Annotated in this window: 27 protein-coding genes, 1 tRNA gene and 1 pseudogene; 7 read left to right on the top strand and 22 right to left on the bottom strand. The window is 59.8% G+C overall.

Annotation, left to right across the window (positions count from 1 at the left end):
• The first annotated feature begins 137 nt into the window (after positions 1-137).
• Entirely contained in the window at positions 138-989 is an 852-nt protein-coding gene (locus tag HX807_RS15685; RefSeq protein ID WP_003211926.1) for a hypothetical protein, read from the top strand.
• Here HX807_RS15685 and HX807_RS31950 read toward each other — a convergent pair.
• The 5 genes and pseudogenes from HX807_RS31950 to HX807_RS15705 form a co-directional block, all read right to left on the bottom strand.
• Complete coding sequence (locus HX807_RS31950; RefSeq protein WP_371316151.1) at positions 958-1,821, bottom strand: methyl-accepting chemotaxis protein; 864 nt, start codon at positions 1,819-1,821, stop codon at positions 958-960. The two genes, HX807_RS15685 and HX807_RS31950, sit on opposite strands and share 32 nt — an antisense overlap.
• Positions 1,816-2,607 (bottom strand): annotated as a pseudogene (locus tag HX807_RS31955) (MCP four helix bundle domain-containing protein); the annotation flags it as partial. The gene HX807_RS31950 and the pseudogene HX807_RS31955, both read right to left, overlap by 6 nt.
• A gap of 155 nt (positions 2,608-2,762) precedes the next feature.
• Positions 2,763-3,788 (bottom strand): histone deacetylase family protein, encoded by a 1,026-nt coding sequence (locus HX807_RS15695; RefSeq protein WP_102604241.1) that lies wholly within the window; start codon positions 3,786-3,788, stop codon positions 2,763-2,765.
• Positions 3,789-3,956: 168 nt separating this feature from the next.
• Positions 3,957-5,186: a Zn-dependent hydrolase gene (locus HX807_RS15700; protein ID WP_177050417.1), complete on the bottom strand. Its 1,230-nt coding sequence runs from the start codon at positions 5,184-5,186 to the stop codon at positions 3,957-3,959.
• A gap of 22 nt (positions 5,187-5,208) precedes the next feature.
• Positions 5,209-6,519, bottom strand: coding sequence for an MFS transporter (locus tag HX807_RS15705; protein ID WP_177050419.1), 1,311 nt, complete (start codon positions 6,517-6,519; stop codon positions 5,209-5,211).
• A gap of 159 nt (positions 6,520-6,678) precedes the next feature.
• On the opposite strand from HX807_RS15705, the gene HX807_RS15710 reads away from it, so the two are divergent.
• The 3 genes from HX807_RS15710 to HX807_RS15720 all read left to right on the top strand — a co-directional run bounded on the left by HX807_RS15710 (position 6,679) and on the right by HX807_RS15720 (position 9,609).
• Positions 6,679-7,620 carry a LysR family transcriptional regulator gene (locus HX807_RS15710; protein WP_003211934.1) on the top strand — a complete coding sequence of 314 codons (942 nt, stop codon included), beginning with the start codon at positions 6,679-6,681 and terminating at the stop codon, positions 7,618-7,620.
• Positions 7,621-7,732: 112 nt separating this feature from the next.
• A complete protein-coding gene (locus HX807_RS15715) occupies positions 7,733-8,554 on the top strand; it encodes an SDR family NAD(P)-dependent oxidoreductase (RefSeq protein ID WP_177050421.1) in 822 nt (273 codons plus the stop codon).
• 26 nt (positions 8,555-8,580) lie between these two features.
• Positions 8,581-9,609, top strand: coding sequence for an AraC family transcriptional regulator (locus HX807_RS15720; RefSeq protein ID WP_177035878.1), 1,029 nt, complete (start codon positions 8,581-8,583; stop codon positions 9,607-9,609).
• 2 nt (positions 9,610-9,611) lie between these two features.
• On the opposite strand, the gene HX807_RS15725 is transcribed toward HX807_RS15720, so the two are convergent.
• From HX807_RS15725 to dapA, 11 genes are all read right to left on the bottom strand, one after another.
• Positions 9,612-10,379, bottom strand: a complete 768-nt coding sequence (locus HX807_RS15725; RefSeq protein WP_177050423.1) for an anti-sigma factor — start codon at positions 10,377-10,379, stop codon at positions 9,612-9,614.
• On the bottom strand, positions 10,376-10,873 hold the full coding sequence (locus HX807_RS15730; protein WP_003211943.1) for an RNA polymerase sigma factor: 498 nt from the start codon (positions 10,871-10,873) through the stop codon (positions 10,376-10,378). Before HX807_RS15730 ends, HX807_RS15725 begins: the two co-directional genes overlap by 4 nt.
• A 59-nt stretch (positions 10,874-10,932) precedes the next feature.
• Positions 10,933-11,484 (bottom strand): tetratricopeptide repeat protein, encoded by a 552-nt coding sequence (locus HX807_RS15735; RefSeq protein WP_256349489.1) that lies wholly within the window; start codon positions 11,482-11,484, stop codon positions 10,933-10,935.
• Between the two features lie 43 nt (positions 11,485-11,527).
• The gene (locus HX807_RS15740; RefSeq protein ID WP_177050425.1) at positions 11,528-12,085 is read right to left on the bottom strand and encodes a cytochrome b; all 558 of its coding nucleotides are present in this window, start codon (positions 12,083-12,085) and stop codon (positions 11,528-11,530) included.
• Between the two features lie 75 nt (positions 12,086-12,160).
• Positions 12,161-12,595 (bottom strand): DUF86 domain-containing protein, encoded by a 435-nt coding sequence (locus tag HX807_RS15745; RefSeq protein WP_177050427.1) that lies wholly within the window; start codon positions 12,593-12,595, stop codon positions 12,161-12,163.
• Complete coding sequence (locus HX807_RS15750) at positions 12,585-12,980, bottom strand: nucleotidyltransferase domain-containing protein (RefSeq protein ID WP_008437856.1); 396 nt, start codon at positions 12,978-12,980, stop codon at positions 12,585-12,587. Before HX807_RS15750 ends, HX807_RS15745 begins: the two co-directional genes overlap by 11 nt.
• A 121-nt stretch (positions 12,981-13,101) precedes the next feature.
• Positions 13,102-13,191, bottom strand: a tRNA-Ser gene (locus HX807_RS15755).
• A gap of 83 nt (positions 13,192-13,274) precedes the next feature.
• On the bottom strand, positions 13,275-13,988 hold the full coding sequence (purC, locus tag HX807_RS15760) for a phosphoribosylaminoimidazolesuccinocarboxamide synthase (protein WP_003211975.1): 714 nt from the start codon (positions 13,986-13,988) through the stop codon (positions 13,275-13,277).
• Between the two features lie 28 nt (positions 13,989-14,016).
• On the bottom strand, positions 14,017-14,775 hold the full coding sequence (locus HX807_RS15765) for an MBL fold metallo-hydrolase (protein ID WP_003211977.1): 759 nt from the start codon (positions 14,773-14,775) through the stop codon (positions 14,017-14,019).
• 4 nt (positions 14,776-14,779) lie between these two features.
• Positions 14,780-15,895, bottom strand: a complete 1,116-nt coding sequence (gene bamC, locus HX807_RS15770) for an outer membrane protein assembly factor BamC (protein ID WP_177050429.1) — start codon at positions 15,893-15,895, stop codon at positions 14,780-14,782.
• A gap of 17 nt (positions 15,896-15,912) precedes the next feature.
• A complete protein-coding gene (dapA, locus tag HX807_RS15775) occupies positions 15,913-16,791 on the bottom strand; it encodes a 4-hydroxy-tetrahydrodipicolinate synthase (RefSeq protein WP_003211981.1) in 879 nt (292 codons plus the stop codon).
• Positions 16,792-17,052: 261 nt separating this feature from the next.
• Between dapA and HX807_RS15780 the strand changes: the two genes are divergently transcribed.
• Both HX807_RS15780 and HX807_RS15785 read left to right on the top strand, forming a co-directional pair.
• Positions 17,053-17,613, top strand: a complete 561-nt coding sequence (locus tag HX807_RS15780) for a glycine cleavage system protein R (protein ID WP_003172487.1) — start codon at positions 17,053-17,055, stop codon at positions 17,611-17,613.
• Between the two features lie 10 nt (positions 17,614-17,623).
• Positions 17,624-18,097 (top strand): peroxiredoxin, encoded by a 474-nt coding sequence (locus HX807_RS15785; RefSeq protein ID WP_177050431.1) that lies wholly within the window; start codon positions 17,624-17,626, stop codon positions 18,095-18,097.
• Between the two features lie 133 nt (positions 18,098-18,230).
• Here HX807_RS15785 and HX807_RS15790 read toward each other — a convergent pair whose 3' ends face one another.
• A complete protein-coding gene (locus HX807_RS15790; RefSeq protein WP_003211986.1) occupies positions 18,231-19,301 on the bottom strand; it encodes an AI-2E family transporter in 1,071 nt (356 codons plus the stop codon).
• A gap of 40 nt (positions 19,302-19,341) precedes the next feature.
• Positions 19,342-19,581, bottom strand: a complete 240-nt coding sequence (locus tag HX807_RS15795; RefSeq protein WP_003211989.1) for a sulfurtransferase TusA family protein — start codon at positions 19,579-19,581, stop codon at positions 19,342-19,344.
• A 95-nt stretch (positions 19,582-19,676) separates the two neighbouring features.
• On the opposite strand from HX807_RS15795, the gene HX807_RS15800 reads away from it, so the two are divergent.
• Positions 19,677-21,110 carry a M48 family metalloprotease gene (locus HX807_RS15800; RefSeq protein ID WP_177050433.1) on the top strand — a complete coding sequence of 478 codons (1,434 nt, stop codon included), beginning with the start codon at positions 19,677-19,679 and terminating at the stop codon, positions 21,108-21,110.
• A 67-nt stretch (positions 21,111-21,177) separates the two neighbouring features.
• On the opposite strand, the gene HX807_RS15805 is transcribed toward HX807_RS15800, so the two are convergent.
• From HX807_RS15805 to rpoE, 4 genes are all read right to left on the bottom strand, one after another.
• Positions 21,178-22,617 (bottom strand): DegQ family serine endoprotease, encoded by a 1,440-nt coding sequence (locus tag HX807_RS15805; protein ID WP_003211993.1) that lies wholly within the window; start codon positions 22,615-22,617, stop codon positions 21,178-21,180.
• 244 nt (positions 22,618-22,861) lie between these two features.
• Positions 22,862-23,818 carry a MucB/RseB C-terminal domain-containing protein gene (locus HX807_RS15810; RefSeq protein ID WP_087692606.1) on the bottom strand — a complete coding sequence of 319 codons (957 nt, stop codon included), beginning with the start codon at positions 23,816-23,818 and terminating at the stop codon, positions 22,862-22,864.
• 16 nt (positions 23,819-23,834) lie between these two features.
• Positions 23,835-24,422 (bottom strand): sigma-E factor negative regulatory protein, encoded by a 588-nt coding sequence (locus HX807_RS15815; RefSeq protein WP_003172479.1) that lies wholly within the window; start codon positions 24,420-24,422, stop codon positions 23,835-23,837.
• 31 nt (positions 24,423-24,453) lie between these two features.
• Positions 24,454-25,035: an RNA polymerase sigma factor RpoE gene (gene rpoE / locus HX807_RS15820; RefSeq protein ID WP_003172477.1), complete on the bottom strand. Its 582-nt coding sequence runs from the start codon at positions 25,033-25,035 to the stop codon at positions 24,454-24,456.
• Positions 25,036-25,425: the final 390 nt, after the last annotated feature.

Raw genomic sequence — 25,425 nt, forward strand, 5'->3', positions numbered from 1 at the left:
GACAATTAATTTATATTCAGATCTTTTCTATTCACGACTACCTACCGGCAGCGCACTCAATGGATAACACAATAAAAAGGACTTCCAACCCAGCGCCTCTCTATCGCGCGCTTCTTCTGGGTCTGTGGCTACTGGGGTTGCTCTGCCTTGCCACCCTGGGCTTCTTCGCCTGGCAAAGTTTCTATCCGGTCAGCGCTGCCAATAACTGGAGTGTGCAAGTGATCCACCGCAATGTGGAAAAGGCTGCGTCGCTGATGCCAATGCTTGACGGTTCGCTGATGGTCAGCCAGGAATTGAGCAACAGCCTTGGCAGTATCGTGCGCATCTTGCCCGACGGAAAACGCGAACAGGTGGTAGGAAATTTATCCAAACCGGATGGGATGGTCGCCACTCAAGGCGGTTGGGTATTCAGCCAGGAAGTGGACGGCGCGCCGGTCAGTTTCCTCAAGGACGGCGTCGTTACCGAGCTGTTCAAGGGCGACAGCGTGCAAGGGCTGTGGGACGACGGCGAGTTCCTTTACGCCATCGAAGACCGCAAGGTAGCTGCCCGCATACTGCGCTATCGCTGGAGCGACAAGACCTTGAGCGTCGTGCGTGACCAACTCAGCGAAGGCGAGTCGATCGTTCGCTGTACCGATGGGCGCATGCTCTACACGGAAAAGAAGAAGGGTGTGGTCCGCGAATTAACCGAGGACGGTAGCGATCCAGTGGTACTGAGCCAATTGAACAAACCCACCTTCCTGATGTGCGATGAACGCGGGTTATGGATCAACGAGGATTCCACCCACCGCGCGCGTTTGTTGTTGATCGACAAGCAAGGACGCCAGCAGACGATTCTGTCTTTCCTGAAGGCGCCACAGTCGATTGTGCGTACGACGAAGGGAACGTACCTGGTGGCCGAAGGGGGTCGTGACCGGATCCTGGAGCTGGTGCCATCCGTGGCACGACTAGACCCGGTTACAGCTGAAACCGCGCCACCGCCTCATTGAGCGACACGGCCAAGCGCGCCAGCTCTTGGCTCGACCCGTTGATCTGCCCTGCTCCCGAAGATGATTGCGCGGACAGGTCACGAATGTTGACGATGTTGCGATCCACTTCCTTGGCCACTTGCGCCTGCTCCTCGGCGGCGCTGGCGATGACCAGGTTGCGCTGGTGAATCTGGTCGATGGAGTCGGTGATCTGGCTCAAGGCTCCACCGGCGCCTTCGGCCAGGATCAAGGTTTCGCTGGCCCGCTGGGTGCTCGATTGCATTGAGGTCAGTGCCTCGCTGGAGCCACTGCGCATCGCGGTGACCATCTGGTCGATTTCCAGGGTCGATTGCTGGGTGCGATGGGCCAGCGCACGCACTTCGTCGGCCACCACGGCAAAGCCACGCCCGGACTCACCGGCACGCGCCGCCTCGATGGCGGCGTTCAGGGCCAACAGGTTGGTCTGCTCGGCGATGGAGCGAATCACATCGAGCACCTTGCCGATGTCCCGCGATTGATCGGCGAGGTTTTGCACCAGGCTCGAGGTTTCACCGATGTTGGTACTCAACGCCTGAATCGCGCTGACCGTCTCGCCGACGCGCTGCTGGCCATCGCGGGCCGTTTCATTAGAGAGCCGGGTGGATTCGGAAGTGGAGACTGCATTACGTGCCACCTCATCGGCGGCCGAGGTCATCTCGTTGACCGCGGTGGCGGCTTGCTCGATTTCAGCGGTCTGCTTTTGCAGGCTGCGGCTGCTCTGGTCGGTGATGCCGTTGAGGTCGGTGGCCGACGCGGCCATCTGCCCGGCCGACTGGCGAATCAGCTGCAAGGTACTGCGCAGGCTGCCTTGCATGGTCTGCAACGCCACCAGCAGGCGCGTCACTTCGTCATCGCCGGTGACTTCAACGGTCTGGGTCAGGTCGCCTTGGGCGACGTTTTCTGCGGCGCGCACCGCGTGGCTCAGCGGACCAACGATGCTGCGCGTCAGCAACCAGGCCAGGGCCACGGTGCTCAACGCCGCCAGCAGCACGAAGCCGAAGACCATCGTGCGCGAGCGGCTGTACTGCAACTCGGCCGTCTGGCCCTGCAGGTTTATCTGGGCGTTGTAATAGTCGGCCAGGGCATTGAGCTGATTGCCGGAACCGTCGACCACGGTCTTCATGTCCACCAGCAGCAACTTGTTCAGCTCGGCGGTCTGCTGCTTGTCGGCGAGGATGAATGACTGAGTGAGACCTTGCTGATACTGACGCAGGGAGACCTGGAACTGATCATAAAGATTGCGTACCTCGGGGGTATCAATCACCGCATTCAGGTCGGCCAGTTTCTTCGTCAGATCCTGGCTGCGGGTGTCCATCTGGCTACGGTATTGCGAGAGGCTCGCGGGATTGGGATCAAGGGCCATGCGCAGGGAAATAGTGCGGATGCGCAGCATGATTTCGCGGATATCCGAGACCAGGCGCATTTTCGGCACCAGGCCACTTTCAACCTGCACGGCGCTTTCGCGGATGCTTGCCATGTTCGAGAGCGCAAAGAACCCCAACAGCGCCACGAGCAAGGCAATCAAGGCAAAACCGAGACCCGCACGGCGGGCGATGGACAGGCTGCGGAGCGACATGGCGATTGTTCTCATTATGGGCATACGACATCGTATGACAGAGTTTCGGCCAGTCAGGGCGGGACTTTAGGGGTGTCGACCAGAAGTTAAGAGATATAAATTATCGACGTAAAAGGCCCACGGGGCGGACGCGCCTTGAATGTATTTCCAAGGCAGTCCGGGGCGCTTTATTCAGCGGGTTACATTGACCACGCCTGCGCACTTGCAAAAAACGCCTGAGCATTACTGTCCAGCGTTTCCAGGTGATACCCGCCCTCCTGCACGATCACACACGGCAACCCCAATCCACGAATGCACTCCCCCAGCCGCGCAAATCCTTCCCGTGTCACCGCCACTTTGCTTTGCGGATCCAGCTCGTAGATATCGAACCCCAGCGACAACACCAGCACGTCCGCCGAGAAGTCCTTCACTGCCTTCAATGCCTGTTCCAGCTTTTGGAAAAACACCGCCTCACTCGCGCCATGCGCCATCGGCAGGTTGAGGTTGAAGCCTTCACCCGCAGCAGCGCCGCGCTCTTCGGCAAAGCCTGCAACACCCGGATAGAAGTTGGTCGGGTCGCCGTGAATCGACACGTACAGCACGTCATCACGCTCGTAGAAAATCTCCTGGATGCCTTGCCCGTGGTGCATGTCGGTGTCGAGTACGGCGACGCGCTCGAAGCCAGCGCGCAACGCCTGCGCCGCAACCGCCGCGTTGTTGATATAGCAGAACCCACCGGCTGCATCAAAACGCGCGTGGTGGCCTGGCGGGCGGCATAGCGCGTAGGCCGCGGGTGCGCCGTCGAGGATGTCCCGGGCGGCAGCGACGGCGCTTTGGGCGGACCAATAGGCCGAGCGCCAGGTGAGTTCGCCAATCGGGCAACTGCCGTCGGCGAGGTAGCGCGCCGCCTGGGCAAGGATGCCGCGCAGGGCGTTGGGCTCGCGCACGAAGATGTTGGACATGACTTCGTCGCCCCAGTCTTCGGGGATTTCTTTCCAGCGCTGGTGGGCTTCCTGGAGGAAGGCCAGGTAGGCCGCACCGTGCACAGCCAGCAGTGGATCAAGGCCGTGGTCGTGGGGTTGCTGGATGTCGAAGCCCAGGTTTTGCGCGGCCAGCAGCAGATTGCGGGCGCGCTCCGGGACTTCCTGCGGGGTACGCATCTGGCCACGGGAGTAGTAGCTGCGAGGATGGTGCAGGAGTTGTTCGGGGTGGAAATAAGTACGCATGGGATTTCTCCTGATGGGCACACATCTGCGGTTGAACACCGGACCTGTAGGAGCTGGCTTGCCTGCGATTGCGGTGGTTCAGATACAAATTTGTTGCCTGAACCACCGCTATCGCAGGCAAGCCAGCTCCTACATTTTGATCGTGTTCAACCTTGCAGAAATGTTTCGTTAATTAGCCTGGCCGGCACGTTTCAACACGGCATTGAGCAATACATCGGTACCCTGGCGAACGTCCTCGGGCAGCACATCTTCGGCTTCGTTATGACTCAAGCCGCCCACACACGGGATAAAGACCATCGCCGTGGGGCAGAACCGCGCCAGGTGGATGGCGTCATGGCCAGCACCGCTGACAATCGATTGCTGGGCATAGCCCAACGCATCCACGGCGGACTGCACACAGGCGACACACTCGGCATCAAACGGTGTCGCCGGGCTGATCCAGTGCGGGCTGACGGTGACGCTCAGACCACGTTGGGCGGCGATGTCCTGCAAGCGGGCACGCACCTGTTGCTCCATGGCTTCTATGTCGGCGTCGCGGTGATGGCGCAGGTCGACGGTAAAATTCAGCAGGCCGGGAATGGTGTTGCGCGACGACTTGGCGATGCTCAATTCACCCACGGTCGTGAGGCCCTCAGGCGCAAAATCAGCCGCCAGGTTTTCCAGCGACTGGATCATCTGCGCGGCGCCGTACAAGGCGTCCTTGCGCAGTGGCATCGGCGTGGTCCCGGCATGGGCGGCCATGCCTTCCACGCGCACGTCGAGCCAGCGAATCGCCTGCCCACCGGTGACCACGCCAATGCTCTTGGCGTTGTCTTCCAGAATAGGACCTTGCTCGATGTGCGCTTCAAAATACGCATCCACCGCGCCACCCAAGGGGCGCTCGCCGTTGTAGCCGGTGCTGCGCAACGCATCCGCCACGCTGACACCGGCGACATCCAGGGTGGCCAGCGCGTTATCCAACGCCAAGGTGCCGGTGAACACGGCCGAGCCGAGCATGGCCGGGGTAAACCGGGCGCCCTCCTCGTTGGTCCACACCGCGATTTCCAGCGGTTTGCGGGTCTTGATGCCGTGGTCGTCGAGGCTGCGGATCACTTCCAGTCCGGCCAGCACACCATAGACGCCATCAAAACGCCCCCCTTCCGGCTGGGTGTCGAGGTGGCTGCCCATCATCACCGGCGCAGCTTCAGGGTCGGTGCCAGCCCGGCGGGCGAACAGGTTGCCGATGGCATCGACGCTCAGGGTCAGCCCGGCCTCTTCACACCAGCGGCTGAACAGTGCGCGGCCCGCCTGGTCTTCGGCGCTCAACGCCAGGCGGCAACTGCCACCGCGGGCCGTGGCGCCGATTTCGGCCATGGCCATCAGGCTGGCCCACAGGCGCTCGCCATTAATCTTCAACATACACATTCTCCAATCAAACGCTTCAAGCCATTTCAAGACGGTGGGCGGTGGCGTGACGCCGGGACAACGCAAGTACGCACAGCAGCGAAACCGCCGCGATCGCGCTGTAGAACACAGCCATCGGCCACCACTGGCCCTGGTATTCATGGGCCAGCCAGGTGCCGATCAACGGCGTGAGGCCACCGGCCAGTGCGCCGCACACTTGGTAGGCCAGGGAGATGGCGGTGTAGCGCACGCGGGTTTCGAACAAGCCGCTGACGAAGCCTGCAATCACCGCATAAAACGAGGCCATGCACACCACGGCCAGGGCGATGCCGAGGATGATCAATGGCGCCTGGCCGCTGCTGACAAGCACGAACATCGGATAAGGCGAGGCCATCGCAAGCACGCTCATCGCACACAGAAAGCGTGTGGCACCGACCTTCTCCGCCACCCAGGCCGCCAGCGGCTGGACACAGAACTGGATGATGGCCACGACAAACAGGCATTCCAGAATCAACGAGCGCGGCAGGTTAAGTTGCTGGGTGGTGTAGGCAATCATGAAGGTATTGGTGAAATACACCCCGGCAATCCCCAGGGTGTTGGCGCCGATGCACAGCAGCAGCGGGCGCCAGGCCGTTTTCAGCACTTCGATCACCGGGGCCTGATCCTGGGTGATGGCCCGGGCCTTTTCTGCCTTGGCTTTGTCTTCCAGGAACTCAGGCGATTCGTTGACGCCCAGGCGGATTGCCAGACCGACGATCAACAACAAGGCACTGGCCAGGAACGGCACGCGCCAGCCCCAACTGAGCAGGTCGGCCTCCGGCAAACGGGTTACCGCACTGAAGGCCAGCAACGACAGGATCAAACCCGCCGGGCTGCCCAACTGTGCAAAGGAGGCAAAGAAATTGCGACGGCCTTTGGGTGCATGTTCGCCGGCCATCAGCACCGCCCCGCCCCACTCGCCGCCAACGGCGATGCCCTGCACGATGCGCAGCAGCACCAGCAACACCGGCGCCGCGACGCCGATCTGCGCATAGGTCGGCAACAGGCCGATACATACGGTGACCACGCCCATCATCACCAAGGTGATCACCAGGGATTTCTTGCGACCGATACGGTCACCGATATGCCCAAACACAATGCCGCCCAATGGCCGGGCGAAAAAGCCCACGGCAAAGGTGCCGAACGCGGCCATGGTGCTGAACAGTTTGTCGTCGGAAGGGAAGAACAATTGACCGAACACCAGCGCGGCGGCGGTGGCGTAGATGTAAAAGTCGTACCACTCGATCATGGTGCCGATGAAAGCAGCGGCCGCGGCACGGCGCGGCTGCGGCGAAACGGAAGGCTTCATGGGGCTGGCTCCTTTGGTTATTTTTTTGGCAGGAGAAAGGTCTGGCGCACGCGCTCTGATGGCGCTGGTTGAGGGTGATTTTTCGTCTCGGACCTATGATTAGTCAATTTTCTATTTATTATTCCGATTATAAATCCTGCTTATTATCGAGCTGTCGACATGCCTGAAAATCGCCGCGATGTTCATCCGCTGCTCAATGACCGCCTGGACTGGAACCTGTTGCGCACCTTCCGGGTGATCGGCCAGGAGTTGAGCATCAGTCGCGCCGCCGCCCGCCTGCACCTCACCCAGCCGGCCATCAGCCAGGCGCTCAAGCGCCTGGAAGAACAGCTCGACTGCCAGTTGATCGCCCGGCGCGGCCCGCGCTTCGTGCTGACCGAAGCCGGCGAGCAGATTTTCGCGATCGCCGGCGAGATGTATGGCCAGGTCTCGCAGATGAGCAACGCCCTGCAAAAGCCTGGCGACGAGGTGCTTGGCAAAGTGCGGTTGCTGATGATCAGCCGGATCAGTTCGGACACCTTTGATGACTTCCTGGCGGACTTCCATCGCCAGCATCCCCGGGTCGACCTGGACGTTGAGGTGATGCGCAGCTCTGACATCGTCGCCGCCCTGCTGGAGAAAACCGCGACGCTGGGCCTGAGCCTCAATCGCCGGCCGCAACCACGGCTGGAGCAGCACCTGTTCCTACGTCAGCGTTATGCATTTTTTTGCGGGCGGCATCACCCGTTGTTCGGACGCACCGGGCTGGCGGAGGGAGATTTGCAGTCGGAGAACTTCGTGAGTTTTACCAGCGACCAGATCGGCGGGATGCTCTCGCCGTTGACGATCTTTCGCGACCAGCAGGGCTTCAGCGGGCGCATCGTGGCGTCGTCCTCCAGCCTGGAGGAAGTGCGGCGGTTGGTGATTGCCGGGTTTGGCCTGGGCTGCCTGCCGATTCATGTGGTGGCCGAGGATGTGAAGCATGGGTTGCTCTGGCGCTTGCCGCCAGACGAAGGGATTACCGACGTGGATATCCACCTGCTGTGGAACCGTGAGCAGAAGATGAGCCGGGCGGAGACGGTGTTTATCGAAAGCCTGTCGGCACGGTTGGCCGCAGAATAAATGGCGTGATATGCAAGTCACTTGGCGGCCTCTTGCTAGTGTATGAGAGAAGCCGGTCGACCATCATTCGTTCACAGGTTACTCCCGCAGTCTCAAACGAAGAGGTGTTCGAATGTCCAGGATATGGTTTATCACCGGCAGTTCCCGCGGCCTCGGCCGCTCGATTACCGTAGCCGCCCTGCGCGCCGGTGATCGTGTGGTTGCCACCGCGCGCAATCCCAAGCAGTTGGATGACTTGGTGGCCGAATACGGCGAGGCGATTTATCCGGTCACGCTGGACGTGACCAATAACCAGCAGGTGCTGGAAGCGGTGGATGCCGCGGTGAAACATTTTGGTCGCCTGGATGTGGTGGTCAATAACGCCGGCTACGGTGACCTGGCGTCGGTGGAAGATGTGACGCTGGAGGATTTTTCCGCGCAGATCAGCACCAACTTCTATGGTGTGGTGCACGTGAGCAAGGCGGTGGTGCCGGTGCTGCGCGCCCAGGGCCGTGGGCATATCTTCCAGGTATCGTCGTTGGGTGGCCGCATCGGCATGGCCGGCCTGGCCGCTTATCAGAGTGCGAAATGGGCAGTCGGTGGATTTTCCACAGTACTGGCACAGGAAGTCACGCCACTGGGCATCCAGGTGACCGTGCTGGAGCCGGGCGGCATGCGCACGGACTGGTCGGGCAGTTCCATGACGATTCCGGCCATCAGTGAGCCCTACCAACAAACGGTCGGCGCCCTGGTTGAATTGCTCAACTCCCCCGGCATCCTGCCGACGGGTCCGGACCGGGTTGCCGAAATCGTGATGGAGCTGGCACTGAACAAAGACGCCCCGCTACGCTTGCTGATCGGCAGCGATGCCGTGCAATACGCCGCCCGGGCAGCGGCAGACTTGGCCGAGTCGGATAAGAAGTGGCATGACCTCAGCGTGTCAGCCTCGGATTAATCTCACGCTTTTGAAAAAGGTGCCGCATGCCTGACGTGACCCAACCCCGTTTCAACATACCGGATGTGTTCTGGCTGGCGCTGCAGAGCGTCGGGCTGGAGCCGTCGGTGGTGTTGCGTCAGGCACGCTTGCCCATGACCCTGCATATCCGCGAGCGGCGAGACCGGCGGCAGGTGACGACGCTGGAGTTCTTTCGCTTGTGGGAGGCGGTGCGCATACTTAATCCTGATCCGGCTGTCGGGATATTACTGGTGACGCGGCTGGATATCACCGCGCTTCCACCCTCCAGCTTTGCCGCTTTTATCGCCCGGGATTATCGCGATGGCCTGCACCGCCTCGCCCGCTTCAAGCAATTGTGCACACCCGAGCGCCTGCAGGTTTGCGAGGATGGCCGTACCTGTACGGTGACCATCGACTGGTTGCACACGCCAGAATTACCGCCTGCGCTGCTGGTGGATGCGGCGTTTGCGACGTTTGTTGAATTGGGGCGACGGGGAGCACGGACGCAGATCACTCCCCTGCAGGTCGAACTGGTTCGCCCGGACGATGGCAGCCGTGCACTGGCCGAGTTTTTCGGTTGCTCCGTGCGTTTTGGTGCCGGGCGCAACGCGCTGATACTGGACGCCGCCGATCTGGACCGACCTTTTCCGGGGTACAACCCGCAAATGCTCGAAATGCTGAACCCGGGCCTGGTGGCAGCGCTTGCGGAGGCCTCGACACCGGCCAGCATCAGCCATCAGGTCAAGATCACCCTCAAGCGCTTCCTGGCCAGTGGCCGCCCCGAGATGGTCGAGGTAGCGCGGGAGCTGGGCATGAGCGAACGCACGTTGCAACGGCGCATTACCGAGGCAGGCACCAGTTTCAGGCAACTGATGCTGGAAACCCGCCAGGAAGTGGTGCGGCATCTGCTCACCGAGCCGTCGATTGAGATAGACGAGATCGCGTGCCTGGTGGGCTATGAAGATACCAACTCGTTTTATCGTGCGTTTCGTTCCTGGGAGGGGACGACGCCGGCTCGGTGGCGGGCGTTGCAGACGCCCTCATCGTCTCATTGACGCTATGCCGACAAAGCCTTCTCGGCACTGCGCGCCATGATCTGCAAATCCTCGAACGGGTTTCTGCCAATCAACATGAACGCATGGGACGGGCTGGACCAAAACACCACGTTCATGCCCCGGCGCTGTTCGGTGGCCATGGCCACCGCACCTTTTTTCGCCGCCGTAATGCACAGCGCCAGCGGGCCGTGGCGCGCGTCGAGGTAGGTCAGTTGGCCGATCATTACGCCGTCATAATCGAGGATTTGTGCGCGGCGAAATTCGGCGCCAGGCAGGTGTACTGCATCCGGGTTCAACGGCAGGCCGAGCCGGGTCCCGACCGAACTCAGCTGGGCGATATGGGAGTCGGGATCGGCGCTGAGGTTTTCCAGGGTCTGGGGCGTATACAGCGCCATGTATTCGGCCACCGAGGCACGCCAGCCCGAACCGGGCTCAGGCCGGGGCCAGGTCATGAACAATCGATCAGCGACCACACCTGCCACCGCAAAGCTTGCTGCTACCGCGAGAAATTTGCGTCGACTCAGGGTCGGTGTTTGTGCCGGCGGCAACGCATCGAGCATCACCTGCAAACGCTCTGTAGGGGCTTGATCGAGAACCGAATCGAAGGCTGATTTGAACGGCAAGTGGCCGCGCTTGAGCAGCTCCAAGCGGGCTGTCACGGCAGGATCGATCCCCAGCAGGTTATCGATAAGCTGGCGCTGCTGAGGGTCTAACTCACCGTCCAGGTAAGCCACCAGCAGTTCATCCGACGGTGGTGTATTTTGAGTCATCGTCGTTCTCCGCTCGATTTATCCAACAAGCCGCTTGAGTGCGCAGTTTCAGCCAGCTTCATGCGTGCAGCGGCCAACCGGCTCATCACCGTTCCTACGGGAATATGCAGGACTTCGGCAATTTCCTTGTATGAGAGGCCTTCGACGTAGGCCAGAAAAACAGTCTCCCGCTGCGCTTCGGGTAATGCATTGACGCGCTTGATCACCTGCGCGGCCAGGACCTGGTCCTGAGCCAGGGCTTCACCGTCGAACGACAACGCCTGCTCGGCGTCGACAAACCCCTGCCCTTGCCGTACTCGCTGGGCGCGCAATTCGTTAAGCCAGATCGAATGCATGATCGTCAGCAACCAGCGGTCCAGCCGCGTGCCAGCCACGAACTGGCCTGCACGCTCCAACGCCCGCACGCAGGTGGCTTGCACCAGGTCATCAGCCACATGCTTTTGTCGCGACAGCACCAGCCCGTATCGCCATAAACGTGGCAACAGCTGGCTCAACTCTCGGCGCAACTCAGCGTCTGTGGTGATGGCAATCTCCCGACTGTTCGCTCACAGGTTCAAGCCTGAGGCGCGGCGGCGATGGCTTCAGCCAGGTCTTCGTACTCTTCGCAGGTGGTGCTGCACAACGCCTTGATCTTCACCAGTTGCTCCTGGGCCAGGTCCACACGGCCCTTGATGACGTAGGCCTCCCCCAGGTACTCACGGACTTGTGCGTAGTTGGGGTCCAGTGCCACGGACTTCAGGTAGTAGCTGATGCCTTCATCGGTGCGCCCCAGTTTGCGGGTGGCGTAGCCGCGGTAGTTCAGGGCCTTGGCGGTGTTCGGGTTTTGCAGGGTGTCGAGCAGTGACAGGGCTTCTTCGTAACGCCCGTCCTTGGCCAGGCGGTAGGCGTAGTCGGTGCGGTCGGCGTCCGACGTGGCCTTGCTGGTTTGCAGCACGCACTTGCCAGTCTTGGTATCCCAGACCTGGCCTTTGGGGCAGTTGGGCTTGGGCGGCGCCGATTCGTCACCGGAGGCATGGGCCTGGCCGGCCAATAACGCGGCGGCCATACAGGCGCCGAAGAACAAAGCGGTGCGGTAACCAACGGCGTGCTCGGAACGATTCTTCATGGCATTCATGCTCCGTAACGATAGGGAAAGTACAGCAGCAAACTCAGTAGGGAAGATCGCCACGAGGGGCCGGCAGCATGCGGCGCAACGTGCTGTCGCGCTGGATGTAGTGATGCCACAGCGCGGCGCAGGCATGCAGCCCGGCGAGTACGATGATCGCCCAGGCGACATTGTTGTGCAGGCCACCCAGGGTGCCACGCAATTCGTGATCGATCACAAAAGGCGCTGGCACCGGGAACAGTCCGAAAAAGTTGAAGGGCTCGCCCTGGGCCCAGCGGAACAGGAAGCCCAGGGTCACCTGCGTCAGTAACAACAGGTATAGACAGCCGTGGGCGATTTTGGCGGCCACGTTAAGCGCAGGGTGATTGTCGGCCTTTGGGTGATTGCCGCCGAACACACGCCAGAGGATACGTGCAGCGATCAGCACCGCCATGGCGATGCCCAGGGAGATATGGACCGATTGCAGGCCCTTGCGCAGCGGCGTGCCTTTTTCCAGGTTTTCCCAGATATGGGCGCTGGCGAACATGAAGATCACCAACGCGGCGGTCAGCCAGTGGAAGGTGCGGGTCAGGCGGTCGTAGCGGTCGGCGGGATTGTTCATGGGCGTTTCCTGAGTGGTCTGTGTGGTGAACACCGCAGCAGGAAAACTTATTCAGAGGGATGGAAAATTTACAGATTAGACTTGTTTATTTTCCAACCCCGCATCCTTGGTCAAAATATGCGAACTAAATGCTAGAAACTCATCCAGGTGTTTTGTAATGATCGCTACAGTAATCGGCAATTGAAGCGTCTGGTACTCGTGAACAGCAATGTTACGGAACCCGACCATGTTCTTCAGGTTGGTCAGCAACGCAGGATTGACCCAACCGCCCTGACATAACAACTCAAACACGTCACGAGCTCCTTGTGGAACACCCAGGCGCTCACGACGAATCAAGTGTTGGCCCATGTCCAGCGCTGCCTCACAGGCACGCTGAATATTAAAAATCGCCGCATCCTGGCGCGTGAAATCTGTGGCGAAGCTGGTGGGATCTTTATCGTATTCCTGACGGGCGCGAGCAACGCACCGCTCAATGCTGGTTGCTTTATTGATGAGAACATCATCGACCATAAACTTTCCCTTCCTTCTGGATATCCGCCAACAACTCAGCCCTTGCCGTGTCCAGCGCGGTTTTTTCGCTCAGGACGTAGCTCTCGAATAGACCCGCCTGGACGTTCCCGGACCAGAGCCGACGCCCAGTGGTCAATACTTGGTACTGCATTACCGTTGAGGCTGCGCGCAAATCAAGCAAGTCGACGGGAACTCCAACGATATCGGCCAACTCCCCAGAAAGCTGCCATAGCAATAAAGGCTCGACCACTCCCGCAGAAAGGACCGCAACATCCAGATCACTCTCACTACCTGCCTCATCCGTCACTTGGCTACCGAACACATACACAGCCAATAGCTCGGGAACTTCAGCCTGCAAATGCGCCAGTACTTTTTTAAAATTCATGACGGATGTCCGAAGCGCCAATTAACGAAGACCGTAGCAGAATTCATTATGCAGTTTCTGACTGAAAGCAAAAAACCCCCGACAACATTGAAGTTATCGGGGGTTTTTCATTTTTCAATAATGGCGGAGAGATAGGGATTCGAACCCTAGGTACCGGTGAAGGTACAACGGATTTCGAATCCGTCCCATTCGGCCACTCTGGCATCTCTCCAACGGCGCGCATCATAACAGCCTGTTTCCTGGAAGCAAAGCGCAAAAGCGATTTTTTTCCGTGCTATCAGATGCTTGCGTCGATTACAGCGGTACGCCGAGACGGTTGGCGACTTCTTCGTAGGCTTCGATAACGTCACCGAGGCCCTGGCGGAAGCGGTCTTTGTCCATCTTCTTGCGAGTGTCTTTGTCCCACAGGCGGCAGCCGTCCGGGCTGAATTCGTCGCCCAGGACGATGGAGCCGTCGTGGAACACGCCGAATTCGAGTTTGAAGTCCACCAGCAGCAGGCCGGCGTCGTCGAACAGTTTGCTCAGGACGTCGTTGACCTTCAGCGACAGCTCCTTCATGCGAGCCAGTTGCTCAGCGGTGCCCCAACCAAATGCCACCACGTGGGATTCGTTGATGAACGGGTCACCCTTGGCGTCGTCTTTCAGGAACAGCTCGAAGGTGTAGGGGTTGAGCTTGAGGCCCTCCTCCACGCCCAAACGCTTCACCAGGCTGCCGGCCGCATAGTTACGCACGACGCACTCGACCGGGATCATGTCGAGTTTTTTCACCAGGCATTCGTTGTCGCCCAGCAGTTTGTCGAATTGGGTCGGAATGCCGGCCGCTTCGAGTTTCTGCATGATGAAGGCGTTGAACTTGTTGTTCACCATGCCTTTGCGGTCGAGCTGTTCGATGCGCTTGCCGTCGAACGCCGAGGTGTCGTTACGAAACAGCAGGATCAAGCGGTTGGCGTCGTCGGTCTTGTAAACCGATTTGGCTTTGCCGCGGTAGAGTTCTTCACGTTTTTCCATGATGGGCTCCGCTTGCTAAGTAGGTGGGCTAGGCGATGTGTCGCCAGTCGAGCCCTGAATCTTGATCGGCCAGTTGCAGCCAGTCCGGGTCGCACCCAAGGGTGTCGACAAAACATTGCCGGGCCAGCTGCGGCAGGTTGTTCTTGCTGCTCAGGTGGGCCAGGACCAGGTGTTGCAGGTCTTGCCAGCCCAACTCATACACCAGGTACGCCGCCTGGTGGTTGTTCAAATGTCCAAACTGCCCGCCGACCCGCTGCTTGAGAAAGGCCGGGTAGTGGCCACGCGCAAGCAGGTCACGGCAGTGGTTGGACTCGATCATCAATGCGTCGAGGTCCCGGTAACCGTCCAGCACCTTGGCGCAGTACGAACCCAGGTCAGTCAGCAGGCCAAAACGCCGTTCACCGTCACTGAATACGTATTGCGTCGGTTCCTGGGCATCGTGGGCCACTTCAATCACATCGATGCTCAAGGCACCGATCTGCAATTGTTCGCCACCGGCCAGCAAACCTGCGGGCTCAATCGGTTTGCGCATCCCGCGCAAGGTGCCGCGACTCAGGTACACCGGAAGATTGTAGCGCCGAGACAGCAAACCCACGCCATGCACGTGGTCGGCATGTTCGTGGGTCACCAGAATCGCGCTCAGCTGCGCGGGGTGAACCCCCAGGCGCAGCAGGCGCCGCTCGGTTTCCCGCAGGGAGAAACCACAATCCACCAGGACGTACGTGTCGTCATGGGCTACAAGCGTGCCGTTCCCTTGGCTACCGCTGCCGAGAACGGCAAAACGCATCGGATCAGCCCAGGTTGTCCTGAATCACGCCCAACACTTTGCGCGCCACTTCTGCCGGCGCCACGGTGTTGATGTTTTTCTCGACGGTGACTTGCACGCTTTCGCCTACCTTGCTCAAACGAACCTGGTAACGCTCGGCGCGAGTCTCGATCTCTTCCTTGGTCGGCTTGCTGCCGAACAACTTGCTGAAGAAACCTGGCTCGTCGTCTTTCTTCTCGGCTTTTTCGGCCAGGTTGATGTAGTACAGGCCCAGGCTGCGGTTGATGTCTTCAACGCGCCATTCGCCGTGCTCCAGCGCGCGGCCGACACTCGACCAGGCGCGATCCAGGTCTTCACCCAGGTTGAGCACGACGTTACCGCTGCCGTCTTCGCTGAGGCTGACGCGGCTAGGTGTGTCAAAGCTACCGGCGGCGAGCAGGGAGACGGAACCGCCCTTCTCGGAGATACGGCTCATGCTGGCGAGCATTTCGTCGACCAGGGCAGCGTCCACGCCGGTGTTGACCGAGCGCGGGGTGAAGTCGACGTTGGCGGTGCTGCCGGCAGGACGCTCGACGCTGACTACGTAGACTTCACTGGTGTTGCGTTGCACGCCTGGCTCGATACGCACGCGGATGCGGGCTTCGCTGTCATTGGCTACACCACCGGCCTGCAGGCGCTTGGCCATGGATGCCGACAGTTCGCTGGTGTGCTGCCACGCGGTGGTGAATTCACCGGTCTGCGGGCGTTGTTCGTCAAGGCGGAAACCGTTGTCCTGGAAGAACTGCACGGCCACCGGCCAGACTTCGGCAGGTGGGCGCTGGGCCATGACCCAACGGGTGTCGCCGCTCTTCTGCAGGCTGTAGTCGCTGGCCTCGGCCACGGCCGACAGCGGCTGTGGACGCGGCACTTCGTATTCACCCTTGAAGGTGTCGTCGGCCACGTTGCGCGGAATCGGCAGCAACGGGTCAAGGCGCTTGGCGACATTGACGTCCGACGGCAATTTCATCGGGGCGGTTTGTTGGGCTTCCAGGTAATCGCTACCGCGGTCGCGGAAGTAGCCTTCCGGGCCCCAGATCCAACCGCAGCCACTGGTGCTGGAGATAATCAAGGCAAGTGCGGAAAGTCCGGCCAATCGCTTCATGCGTAGTGCTTCCTCAATTAAACCAGGACGCCGGACTGGCGCAGGGCCTGTCGCAGCGGTTCGTGACAGGCTTCGCTGAGCCAGGTGAGCGGCAGACGGATACCGTCCGGCATCAGGCCCATCTCATGCAGCGCCCATTTCACGGGGATAGGGTTGGATTCGATAAACAGGGTTTTGTTGAGCGGTGCCAGTTGTTCGTGGATCGCCCGGGCCTTGACCGCATCACCGGCGATGGCCGCGGCACACAGCTCGCTCATGGCGCGCGGTGCAACGTTGGCAGTCACCGAGATGTTGCCTTTGCCGCCCAGCAGGATCAGCTCGACCGCCGTGGCGTCGTCACCGGAGTACACCAGGAAGTCGCTGCTGACGCCGGCCAGGATGTCCTTGGCGCGCTGCAGGTCACCGGTGGCTTCCTTGATACCGATGATGTTCGGTACGGTGGAAAGGCGGATCACGGTCTCGGCCTTCATGTCGCAGGCGGTGCGACCGGGTACGTTGTAGAGGATCTGCGGGATATCGACCGCTTCGGCAACGGCGCGGAAGTGCAGGTACAGGCCTTCCTGGGTCGGCTTGTTGTAGTACGGCGTCACCAGCAGGCAGGCATCGGCGCCGGCTTTCTTGGCGTTGCTGGTCAATTCGATCGCTTCGCGGGTCGAATTGGCGCCCGTGCCGGCGATGACAGCAATGCGCCCTGCAACGCGCTTGACCACGAACTCGATCACTTCGATGTGTTCTTCCACATCCAGTGTGGCCGATTCACCTGTGGTGCCGACCGCCACGATGGCGTTGGTGCCCTCTTGCAGGTGGAAGTCCACCAGTTTGCCCAGGCTGTCCCAGTCGAGATTACCTTGTGCATCCATGGGTGTGACCAGTGCCACCATACTGCCCGCAATCATGCAACCGCTCCTGCCGGAAAAAGAGAGCGGTAATGGTACTGGCGCCAAGATGCTTGTACAAGCGAAGTACCGCCTGAGGATGCGTTCTGGATCAACTTAGTTCGCGGCAGCGCCATCATTCTGCCAAAGCGGGGTTTGATGAAGCTGATTACGTAATGAAAACGCCACCTCCTAGCCCTTGACGATGGTTTTCGCTACCCTTCATCCTTTGATTGATACCGCTTGCATCGTATCGACCGCTCATCGCTTTAGGAAGGCTGCATGTCCACCCCCACAGTCCGCGAACAATTCCTTGTCATCAGTGCCCTTGGCGCCAACCCCATGGAGCTGACTAACGTCCTGTGCCGCGCCAGCCATGAAAACCGCTGCGCCGTCGTGACCTCCCGCCTGACCCGCCATGGCGAGTGCAGTGCGCTGGTCCTGCAGATTTCCGGGACCTGGGATGCCCTGGCCCGCCTTGAAACCGGTTTACCGGGTTTGGCGAAGAAGCATGACTTCACGGTCAACGTGGTGCGCAGCGCCGCCCTGGAGAACCGTCCACAGGCCCTGCCCTACGTGGCCTATGTCAGTTCGGCCTACCGCTCGGACATCGTCAACGAGCTGTGCCAGTTCTTTATCGACCACAACGTCGAGCTGGAAAACCTGACCTGCGACACCTATCAGGCTCCGCAGACCGGCGGCACCATGCTCAACGCCACCTTTACCGTGACCTTGCCGGCCGGCGTGCAGATCAGTTGGCTGCGCGACCAGTTCCTGGATTTCGCCGATGCCCTGAACCTCGACGCACTGATCGAGCCTTGGCGCCCACAGAACCCTATGTAAGGAAGTCTTCATGTCTGTAGTGATCGACCAACCGGTAGCCGACTTCGAAGCCCAGGCCACCAGCGGGCAAACCTTCAGCCTCGCCGGGCTCAAGGGCAAGCAAGTGGTGATCTACTTCTACCCGAAAGACAGCACCCCGGGCTGCACCACTGAAGGCCAGGGCTTCCGTGACCAGCATGCTGCGTTCAAGGCGGCCAACACCGAGGTGTTTGGCGTGTCCCGGGACAGCGTGAAGTCCCACGAGAACTTCAAGGCCAAGCAGGAATTCCCCTTTGAGCTGATCAGCGACAAGGACGAAGCGGTTTGCCAGCTGTTTGATGTGATCAAGCTGAAGAAGCTGTATGGCAAGGAATACCTGGGTGTTGATCGCAGCACCTTCCTGATCGACAAGAATGGCGTACTGCGCCAGGAATGGCGCGGTGTGAAAGTGCCAGGCCATGTGGATGCAGTGCTCGAAACGGCACAGGCGCTGAACCAGGCTTGATTCACCTGCTGGCTTTGAAATAGCTATCGCAGCCAAGCCAGCTCCCACCTGTGATCATTGTTCGACAGGACAACTCAGTCAATGTGGGAGCCGGGCTTGCCCGCGATGAGGCCCTGCACCGGCACCACAAATATCAGAGTAACGGCGCCACCACCGGCTCCTGCCGAGGCCAGGCATCCAGCACCGCCTTGAACAGAGTCGCCAGGGGAATCGCAAAGAACACCCCCCAGAAGCCCCACAACCCGCCAAACAACAGCACCGCACAGATGATCGCCACCGGATGCAGGTTCACCGCCTCGGAGAACAGCAGCGGCACCAGCACGTTGCCGTCCAGCACCTGGATGATGCCGTACACCGCCATCAGGTAGATGAATTGATCACTCCAGCCCCACTGGAACAGCGCGATCAACATCACCGGCACCGTCACCACCACCGCGCCAACGTATGGCACCACCACTGAAACACCCACCAGCAGCGCCAACAGGGCAGCGTAGTTAAGCCCCAGCGCGACAAAACCGATGTAAGTGACGCCACCGCAGATAAAAATCTCGATAACCTTGCCGCGGATGTAGTTGGCAATCTGCCGGTTCATTTCCTCGGCGACCCGGGTAATCAGCGCACGCTCACGGGGCAGATAGCCACGCACCCAGCGACCGATCATCTCGCGGTCCTTGAGGAAGAAAAACACCAGGATCGGCACCAGTACCAGGTAGATCATGATGTTGACCAGCAGCGGCAAGCTCGAAAGGGAAAAGGTCAGCGCCCACTGTCCGAACTTTCCGATTTCGCCGCGAGCCACCTCAATGGCCTGCAGGACCTGCTCGTCCGACACCAGGTGCGGATAGCGCTCAGGCAACAGCAGCAGCAATGACTGCCACTTGGCGAGCATGCCCGGTAGCTCGTTGAACAAGGTGATCAACTGGTGCCACAGCAAAGGCACCACGATCACGATAAATACCAGCAACAGCCCCATGAACAAGGCAAACACCAGACCCACCGCTGCCCCACCCGGCAAGCGCAGACGCTCCAGGATGGAGACCAGGCCTTGCATCAGGTATGCCAGCACCATCCCCGCCAGTACCGGCGCCAGCATGCCGCCCAAAGTGAGCACGGCCGTAAAGGCAAGAAACAGCAGGACGGCCAGCACCACGGCTTCTTCGTCGGAGAAGTAGCGCTGAATCCAGTCACGTAACACTTTGAACATCAATAAACCTCAGGCGATAAGGACAGCATATTCAAGCGATTCAGGCCTTGCGCAACCAGTAACGATAGACGCCCGCTTCGTCTTCTTCATGCAGCAGGGTGTGGCCGGCCAGCTTGGCAAACGTACGAAAGTCCCGCTGGGAGCCAGCGTCCGTGGCGATCACCTTGAGCACCGCGCCGCTGGCCAGCCGATTGAGCTCCAGCTTGGCCTTGAGCAAGGGCAGCGGGCAGTTAAGGCCACTGGCATCCAGTTCGGCATCGAAGGCTACAGCGTCGGTCATGGTCTAACTCCGGGTGGGCGTCGAGGGCGCTTAGAATATCTGGTCCGAAGCTCAGTGTCCGGCTACAGTAAGCTCTTTGTCGAAAGGCTTTGTGCATGACTTTTTTGCGCCCTACCCTGCTGACGCTGGCTTGCCTGCTTGCCTCTCCAGGCTTCGCCGACGACCTGCCGTCACTTGGCGACGCCAGTTCTGCCATTGTCTCGCCAAAACAGGAATACGATCTGGGTCAGGCATGGCTGGCCTACCTGCGTGGCCAGGTCTCGCAACTCAACGACCCGCAGCTCAAGGATTACGTCGAATCCAGCGTTTATAAGCTGGTGGAAACCAGCCAGGTCAATGACCGGCGCCTGGAATTCATTCTGATCAACAGCCCGCAGTTGAACGCCTTTGCCGCACCGGGTGGCATCGTCGGGGTCAACGGCGGCCTGTTCCTCAACGCCCAGACCGAAGGCGAATATGCCTCGGTACTGGCCCACGAATTGGCTCACTTGTCCCAACGTCACTTCGCACGAGGCGTGGAAGCACAGCAGCGCATGCAGATCCCGATGATGGCTGCGCTGCTCGGCGGCATCATCGCTGCCGCCGCTGGCGCAGGCGATGCGGGCATTGCCGCGATCGCCGGCAGCCAGGCCGCCGCGATCCAGGAGCAACGGCGCTTTTCCCGGCAAAACGAGCAAGAGGCTGACCGCATCGGCATTCTCAACCTGGAGAAAGCCGGCTACGACCCACGGTCCATGCCAACCATGTTCGAGCGCTTGATGCGCCAGTACCGTTTCGATGCCAAGCCGCCTGAATTCCTGCTGACTCACCCGGTAACCGAATCGCGGATCGCCGACACCCGCAACCGTGCGGAGCAAGCCAAGCTGGGTGGCATTGAGGACAGCCTGCGCTATCAACTGATCCGTGCTCGGGTGCAACTGTATTACGAAGACACCCCGGGGCTGGCCGCCAAACGTTTCCAGGCCCAGCTGGATGAAAATCCGAAGAACGATATCGCGCGTTATGGCCTCGCCATCGCTCAGATCAAGGGTGCCCAGTTCAACCTGGCCCGGGAAAACCTCAAGCCGCTGCTGGCCAAGGCGCCCAACGACATCACCTACAACCTGGCGCAGATCGAGCTGGACATGACCAACAATCGCCTGCCGGATGCCCAGCAGCGTACGGACCGAATGTTGACGCAATATCCAGGCAACTATCCGCTGAACCAGGTTCGTGTGGATCTGCTGCTCAAGCAGAACCGCAACGCTGACGCGGAAAAAGCCCTGGAAGGATTGTTGAAGTCTCGCCCGGACGATCCGGACGTCTGGTACCAGGTTGCGGAAACCCGTGGGTTGTCGGGCAATATCATCGGCCTGCATCAGGCCCGGGCCGAGTACTTCGCGCTGGTGGGAGATTTCAAGCAGGCCATCCAGCAATTGGATTTCGCCAAGCGTCGCGCCGGCAGCAACTTCCCGCTTTCGTCACGTATCGACGCACGCCAGCGTGAACTGATCGACCAGGAACGCATGATCAAAGACATGATGGGCTAAACCTTTCAGCCACAAAAAAGCCCCGCTCTCGAACATCGAGAGCGGGGCTTTTTATTGGACTAGCGGATTACTCGGCCAGTTTGAAGGTAATGAAGCTGGCACGCCCCTGACGCAGGACGCGCATCGACACCGAACGGTTCTTCGGCAGCGCCTTGGCGATGTCGGTGAACTCTTTGGTGGAGTTGATAGCCTGGTTGTTCAGGTGGGTGATGACATCACCTGGTTGCAGGCCGATCAGGGAGGCAGGACCGTCCTGGACTTCCTTGATCACTACACCGCTCTTGAGGTCGAAGCTCTTTTTCTGTTCGTCGGTCAACTCGACTACAGCAATGCCCAGGCGATTGCTGCTGCGCTCGGCACCTGGCTTGCTGTTGCCCAGCGCATCCAGCGCCGCGCCTTCTTCCGGGATCGCACCGACGGTCAGTTCGACGTTCTGGCGCTTGCCGTCACGAATCACTTCCAGCTTGGCCTTGCTGCCGGCCTTGAGCGCGCCCACCAGGTGTGGCAAGTCCGCAGACATGACGATCGGCTGGCCGTTCATGCTCAGGATCACGTCACCGACTTGCAGGCCACCTTTGGCAGCAGGGCCATCGTCCTGGATCTGCGCGACCAGGGCACCGGCCGGCTTGTCGAGACCGAAGGATTCAGCAAGATCCTTGTTCACTTCCTGGATCACCACGCCCAGCCAGCCGCGGCTGACTTTGCCACCGGTTTTCAGCTGGTTCGAAACGTCCATGGCCACGTCGATCGGAATCGCGAACGAAACGCCCATGAAACCACCGGAGCGGGTGTAGATCTGCGAGTTGATGCCAACGACTTCACCCGCCAGGTTGAACAACGGACCGCCGGAGTTGCCCGGGTTGATCGGCACGTCGGTCTGGATGAACGGCACGTAGTTTTCGTTCGGCAGGCTGCGACCGATGGCGCTGACGATACCCTGGGTCACAGTATGGTCAAAACCAAACGGCGAACCGATGGCGACGACCCATTGGCCGGCTTTCAGGTCCTGGGATTTGCCCAGTTTCAGCACCGGCAGGTCCTTGCCTTCGATTTTCAGCAGGGCCACGTCGGAACGTGGGTCGGTGCCCACCAGCTTGGCTTTCAGCTCACTGCGGTCCGCCAGGCGCACCAGGATCTCGTCGGCGTCGGCAATCACGTGGTTGTTGGTGAGGATGTAGCCGTCAGGCGAGATGATGAAGCCCGAGCCCAGGGACTGGGCCTCACGCTGGCCGCCACCACCGCCACGCGGCGTGCGCGGCTGGGGCATGCCGCGTTCGAAGAACTCCCGCAGCATCGGCGGCAGGCCTTCCAGGTCGGGCATCTGCTGGTTGGAGACCTTACGATCCGGCAGCTTCTGCGTAGTACTGATGTTCACCACGGCAGGCGACGCCTGCTCCACCAGTTGGGTGAAGTCAGGCAGCTCGGCCGCTTGCGCGGTAACGGCCTGACCCAGCACCAGCACCGTGGCGACTATGGATAGGTAAGACTTCAAACGTGGTATCGACATACAGCTCCCGTTACGACGAGCAGGGTTGAGCGACAGGGTTCAATAAACGCCGAAAAACTGCGACCGACATTTTTGTTCCGCGAACAAAACAAGGCCAGGGCCGTTAAGCCCTGACCTATAAAAAACATAGGGGATATTAGCAAGTGAAAAAAATGATCCAGACATTTCATGCTCTCGGCAGAGGCAGGCATCGACTATCTCCTGCGCAACATTGAAATATCAGGATGAACATAGGATTAACAACTCAAGGCTTGGCGGGCACGGTGCCACTGCGTAGTGACAGCGCAATTCGCTCGGCGGTGCCAATCGGGATCTCGCCGACGACGGTCACCATCACCTCGCCTTCCAGGGTATTCAACCGCCGTGAAACGGCGACTGTCGGGCCCAACTGGGTGCGGGTCTCGTTTACGGTCGCACCGTTAAGCGGCTCCAGGAATACCGAAAAACGCGCCAGACCATCGTCATACATCAGACTGCTGACGGTTACCTTGGTGTGGGAGTCTTTATGGGCACTGCTGTTGACCAGCTGAAAGCCTGGTGGCAACCAGTCGAGGCGCCAATCCTGAGGGATCTCGACCTCCGGGGCCTTGGCGTTGGTCACCGCCACCGGCGTGCATTCGCCACTGGGCTGCAAATCACGATCGTCAGGCACCGATGTATTGAGCTGGGTGAACTGGAAACGCTCCAGCAACTGGCCCTGGTCGTTAAGCAACAATGACTTCAATGGCAGCGCAGTTTCACGATCCAGATGCAGCTCAAAACCATAACGGTATTGATCGCGGGGGGTCACGGAGACGATCACCGCATTCCGACCGGCCACGCGCGATTTGCCGATGACGGCAAGATCGTAGAACGCTTTGAGTTTTTGCGGATCAAGGGTACGCGCAGTGGCATTGGGAGAACCCCCAAGCCCAGCAACCAGCGTGCCGCTCACGCATTGGGTACGGCCATCGACGCGCAGGACTTCCTGAGCAGAACCATCGAGCTGCAAAAGCCGCTCACGGACCTGACCATTCTGGACACGATGCCAGATGTCATGGGTAGAAAAACTACCGTTACGCTCGTAGATGAAGGTGCCCTGAAAGCTTTGCTGCTGCTCCGCCCGCCCAAGACGCGTCAGCCAGTCTTGGGCTTCATCGGCATGGGCGGGGACTGCAAACCAGCCACTGAGCAAAAGCGCAAGGAGCGGTATGGCGCGCATAAAGCTCCTTGGCGGACTAGCGGTTTTCCAGGCTTGCAGCGCGGGCGTAAGGCAGAGCGCTTTCAGTGCCTTTCAAGGCCGATTCCTGTGCGTGTTGGCGCAGGTAGCCTGGAAGACGCTGATCCTGCCAGCCGGATTGCCCTTGAAGTACACCGTTGGCCATAGGCCCGGTGGTATCGGAGCTTTCCTTGTAGCCGGCCAATACGGCTGGACCCTTGACCTGCGGGCCGGCCATGACCGGTTGCTGGGTCTGCTGGGCCAGTTCGGCACCGGCGATTTCGTCCTGGTTGTACAGGCGAACACCTGCCAATACAGCGACGGTCACCGAAGCAGCGACTGCCAGACGGCCCAGGCTACGCCAAGGACCGCGAGCAGCTTTTGCCGGAACGGCTTCATCAGCCAGTGCAGCAGAAACGGCCGCAGCAATATCCAGACGAGGGATTAGAAGATCCTTGTGCATCACCGCCCGAGCGACTTGGTAACGAGACCAGGTATCACGGGTTTCGGCATCATCAAATGCATTAAGCACTCGACGAAGTTCCAGTTCATCCGCTTCGTTATCCATCACTGCGGACAGCGATTCCTGCAGGGCATCACGACTCATGGCGGTTCCTCTCTTGGCTGTCGCCGCTGTCTCAGTTTTCCTGCAACAACGGCTGCAGGGCTTTATCGATGGCTTCCCGAGCCCGGAAGATCCGGGAGCGTACGGTACCCACCGGACATTGCATGACGCTCGCAATGTCTTCGTAACTCAGACCATCGAATTCACGTAAAGTTAACGCCGTACGCAAATCTTCTGGCAGTTGTTGAATAGTGCGATGGACGGTTCCTTCGATCTCGTCGCGCAGCAATGCACGCTCCGGCGACTCGAGATCCTTGAGGCCGTGATCACCATCATAAAATTCAGCATCTTCCGAACTAACATCACTATCCGGCGGGCGGCGACCGCGAGAAACCAGATAGTTCTTCGCCGTGTTAATGGCGATGCGATACAGCCACGTGTAAAACGCACTGTCACCGCGGAAATTACCGAGTGCACGGTACGCCTTGATAAAGGCTTCCTGTGCAACGTCCTGCGCTTCATGGGTGTCGTGCACAAACCGCACGATCAACCCGAGAATTTTGTGCTGGTATTTCAGCACTAGCAGATCAAATGCCCGCTTGTCGCCGCGTTGAACGCGCTCGACCAGCTGCTGATCCTCTTCCTGGGTTAGCATGAACACTCCTCGTTGTACTTGAAGGAGGCTTGCATAACTAATCGATCAGGCTTGCAAACATAGACTCGGACTTTTCGCAAAAGTTCTCCCCCTCCAAGCAAGTTTCCGGCGCGCACTGATTTGGCACACACGAAAAACGCAGCGCGGGCAATGCCGGCTGCGCGAATAATCTGTCGCCAGTTTCCTGACGCGCCTGACACAGACGCGGCTCAGCAAATCCAGCGTGTTCCCAGCTTTCGGGCATCCTGCTATTGAGTCGGGGCCTATGCAAAAAGTTCCCATCCCAATCGCTGTCCGTTTCATGAAAGCCGTGCAGTTCGTTGCCCGTAGTCTCACAATGCCACGAATGCCCGGCTATTGTGCCGCTCCCCCCCTCTATATACTAGTGGG

This window comes from Pseudomonas sp. D8002, from assembly GCF_013385695.1.
Classification (GTDB): Bacteria; Pseudomonadota; Gammaproteobacteria; order Pseudomonadales; family Pseudomonadaceae; genus Aquipseudomonas.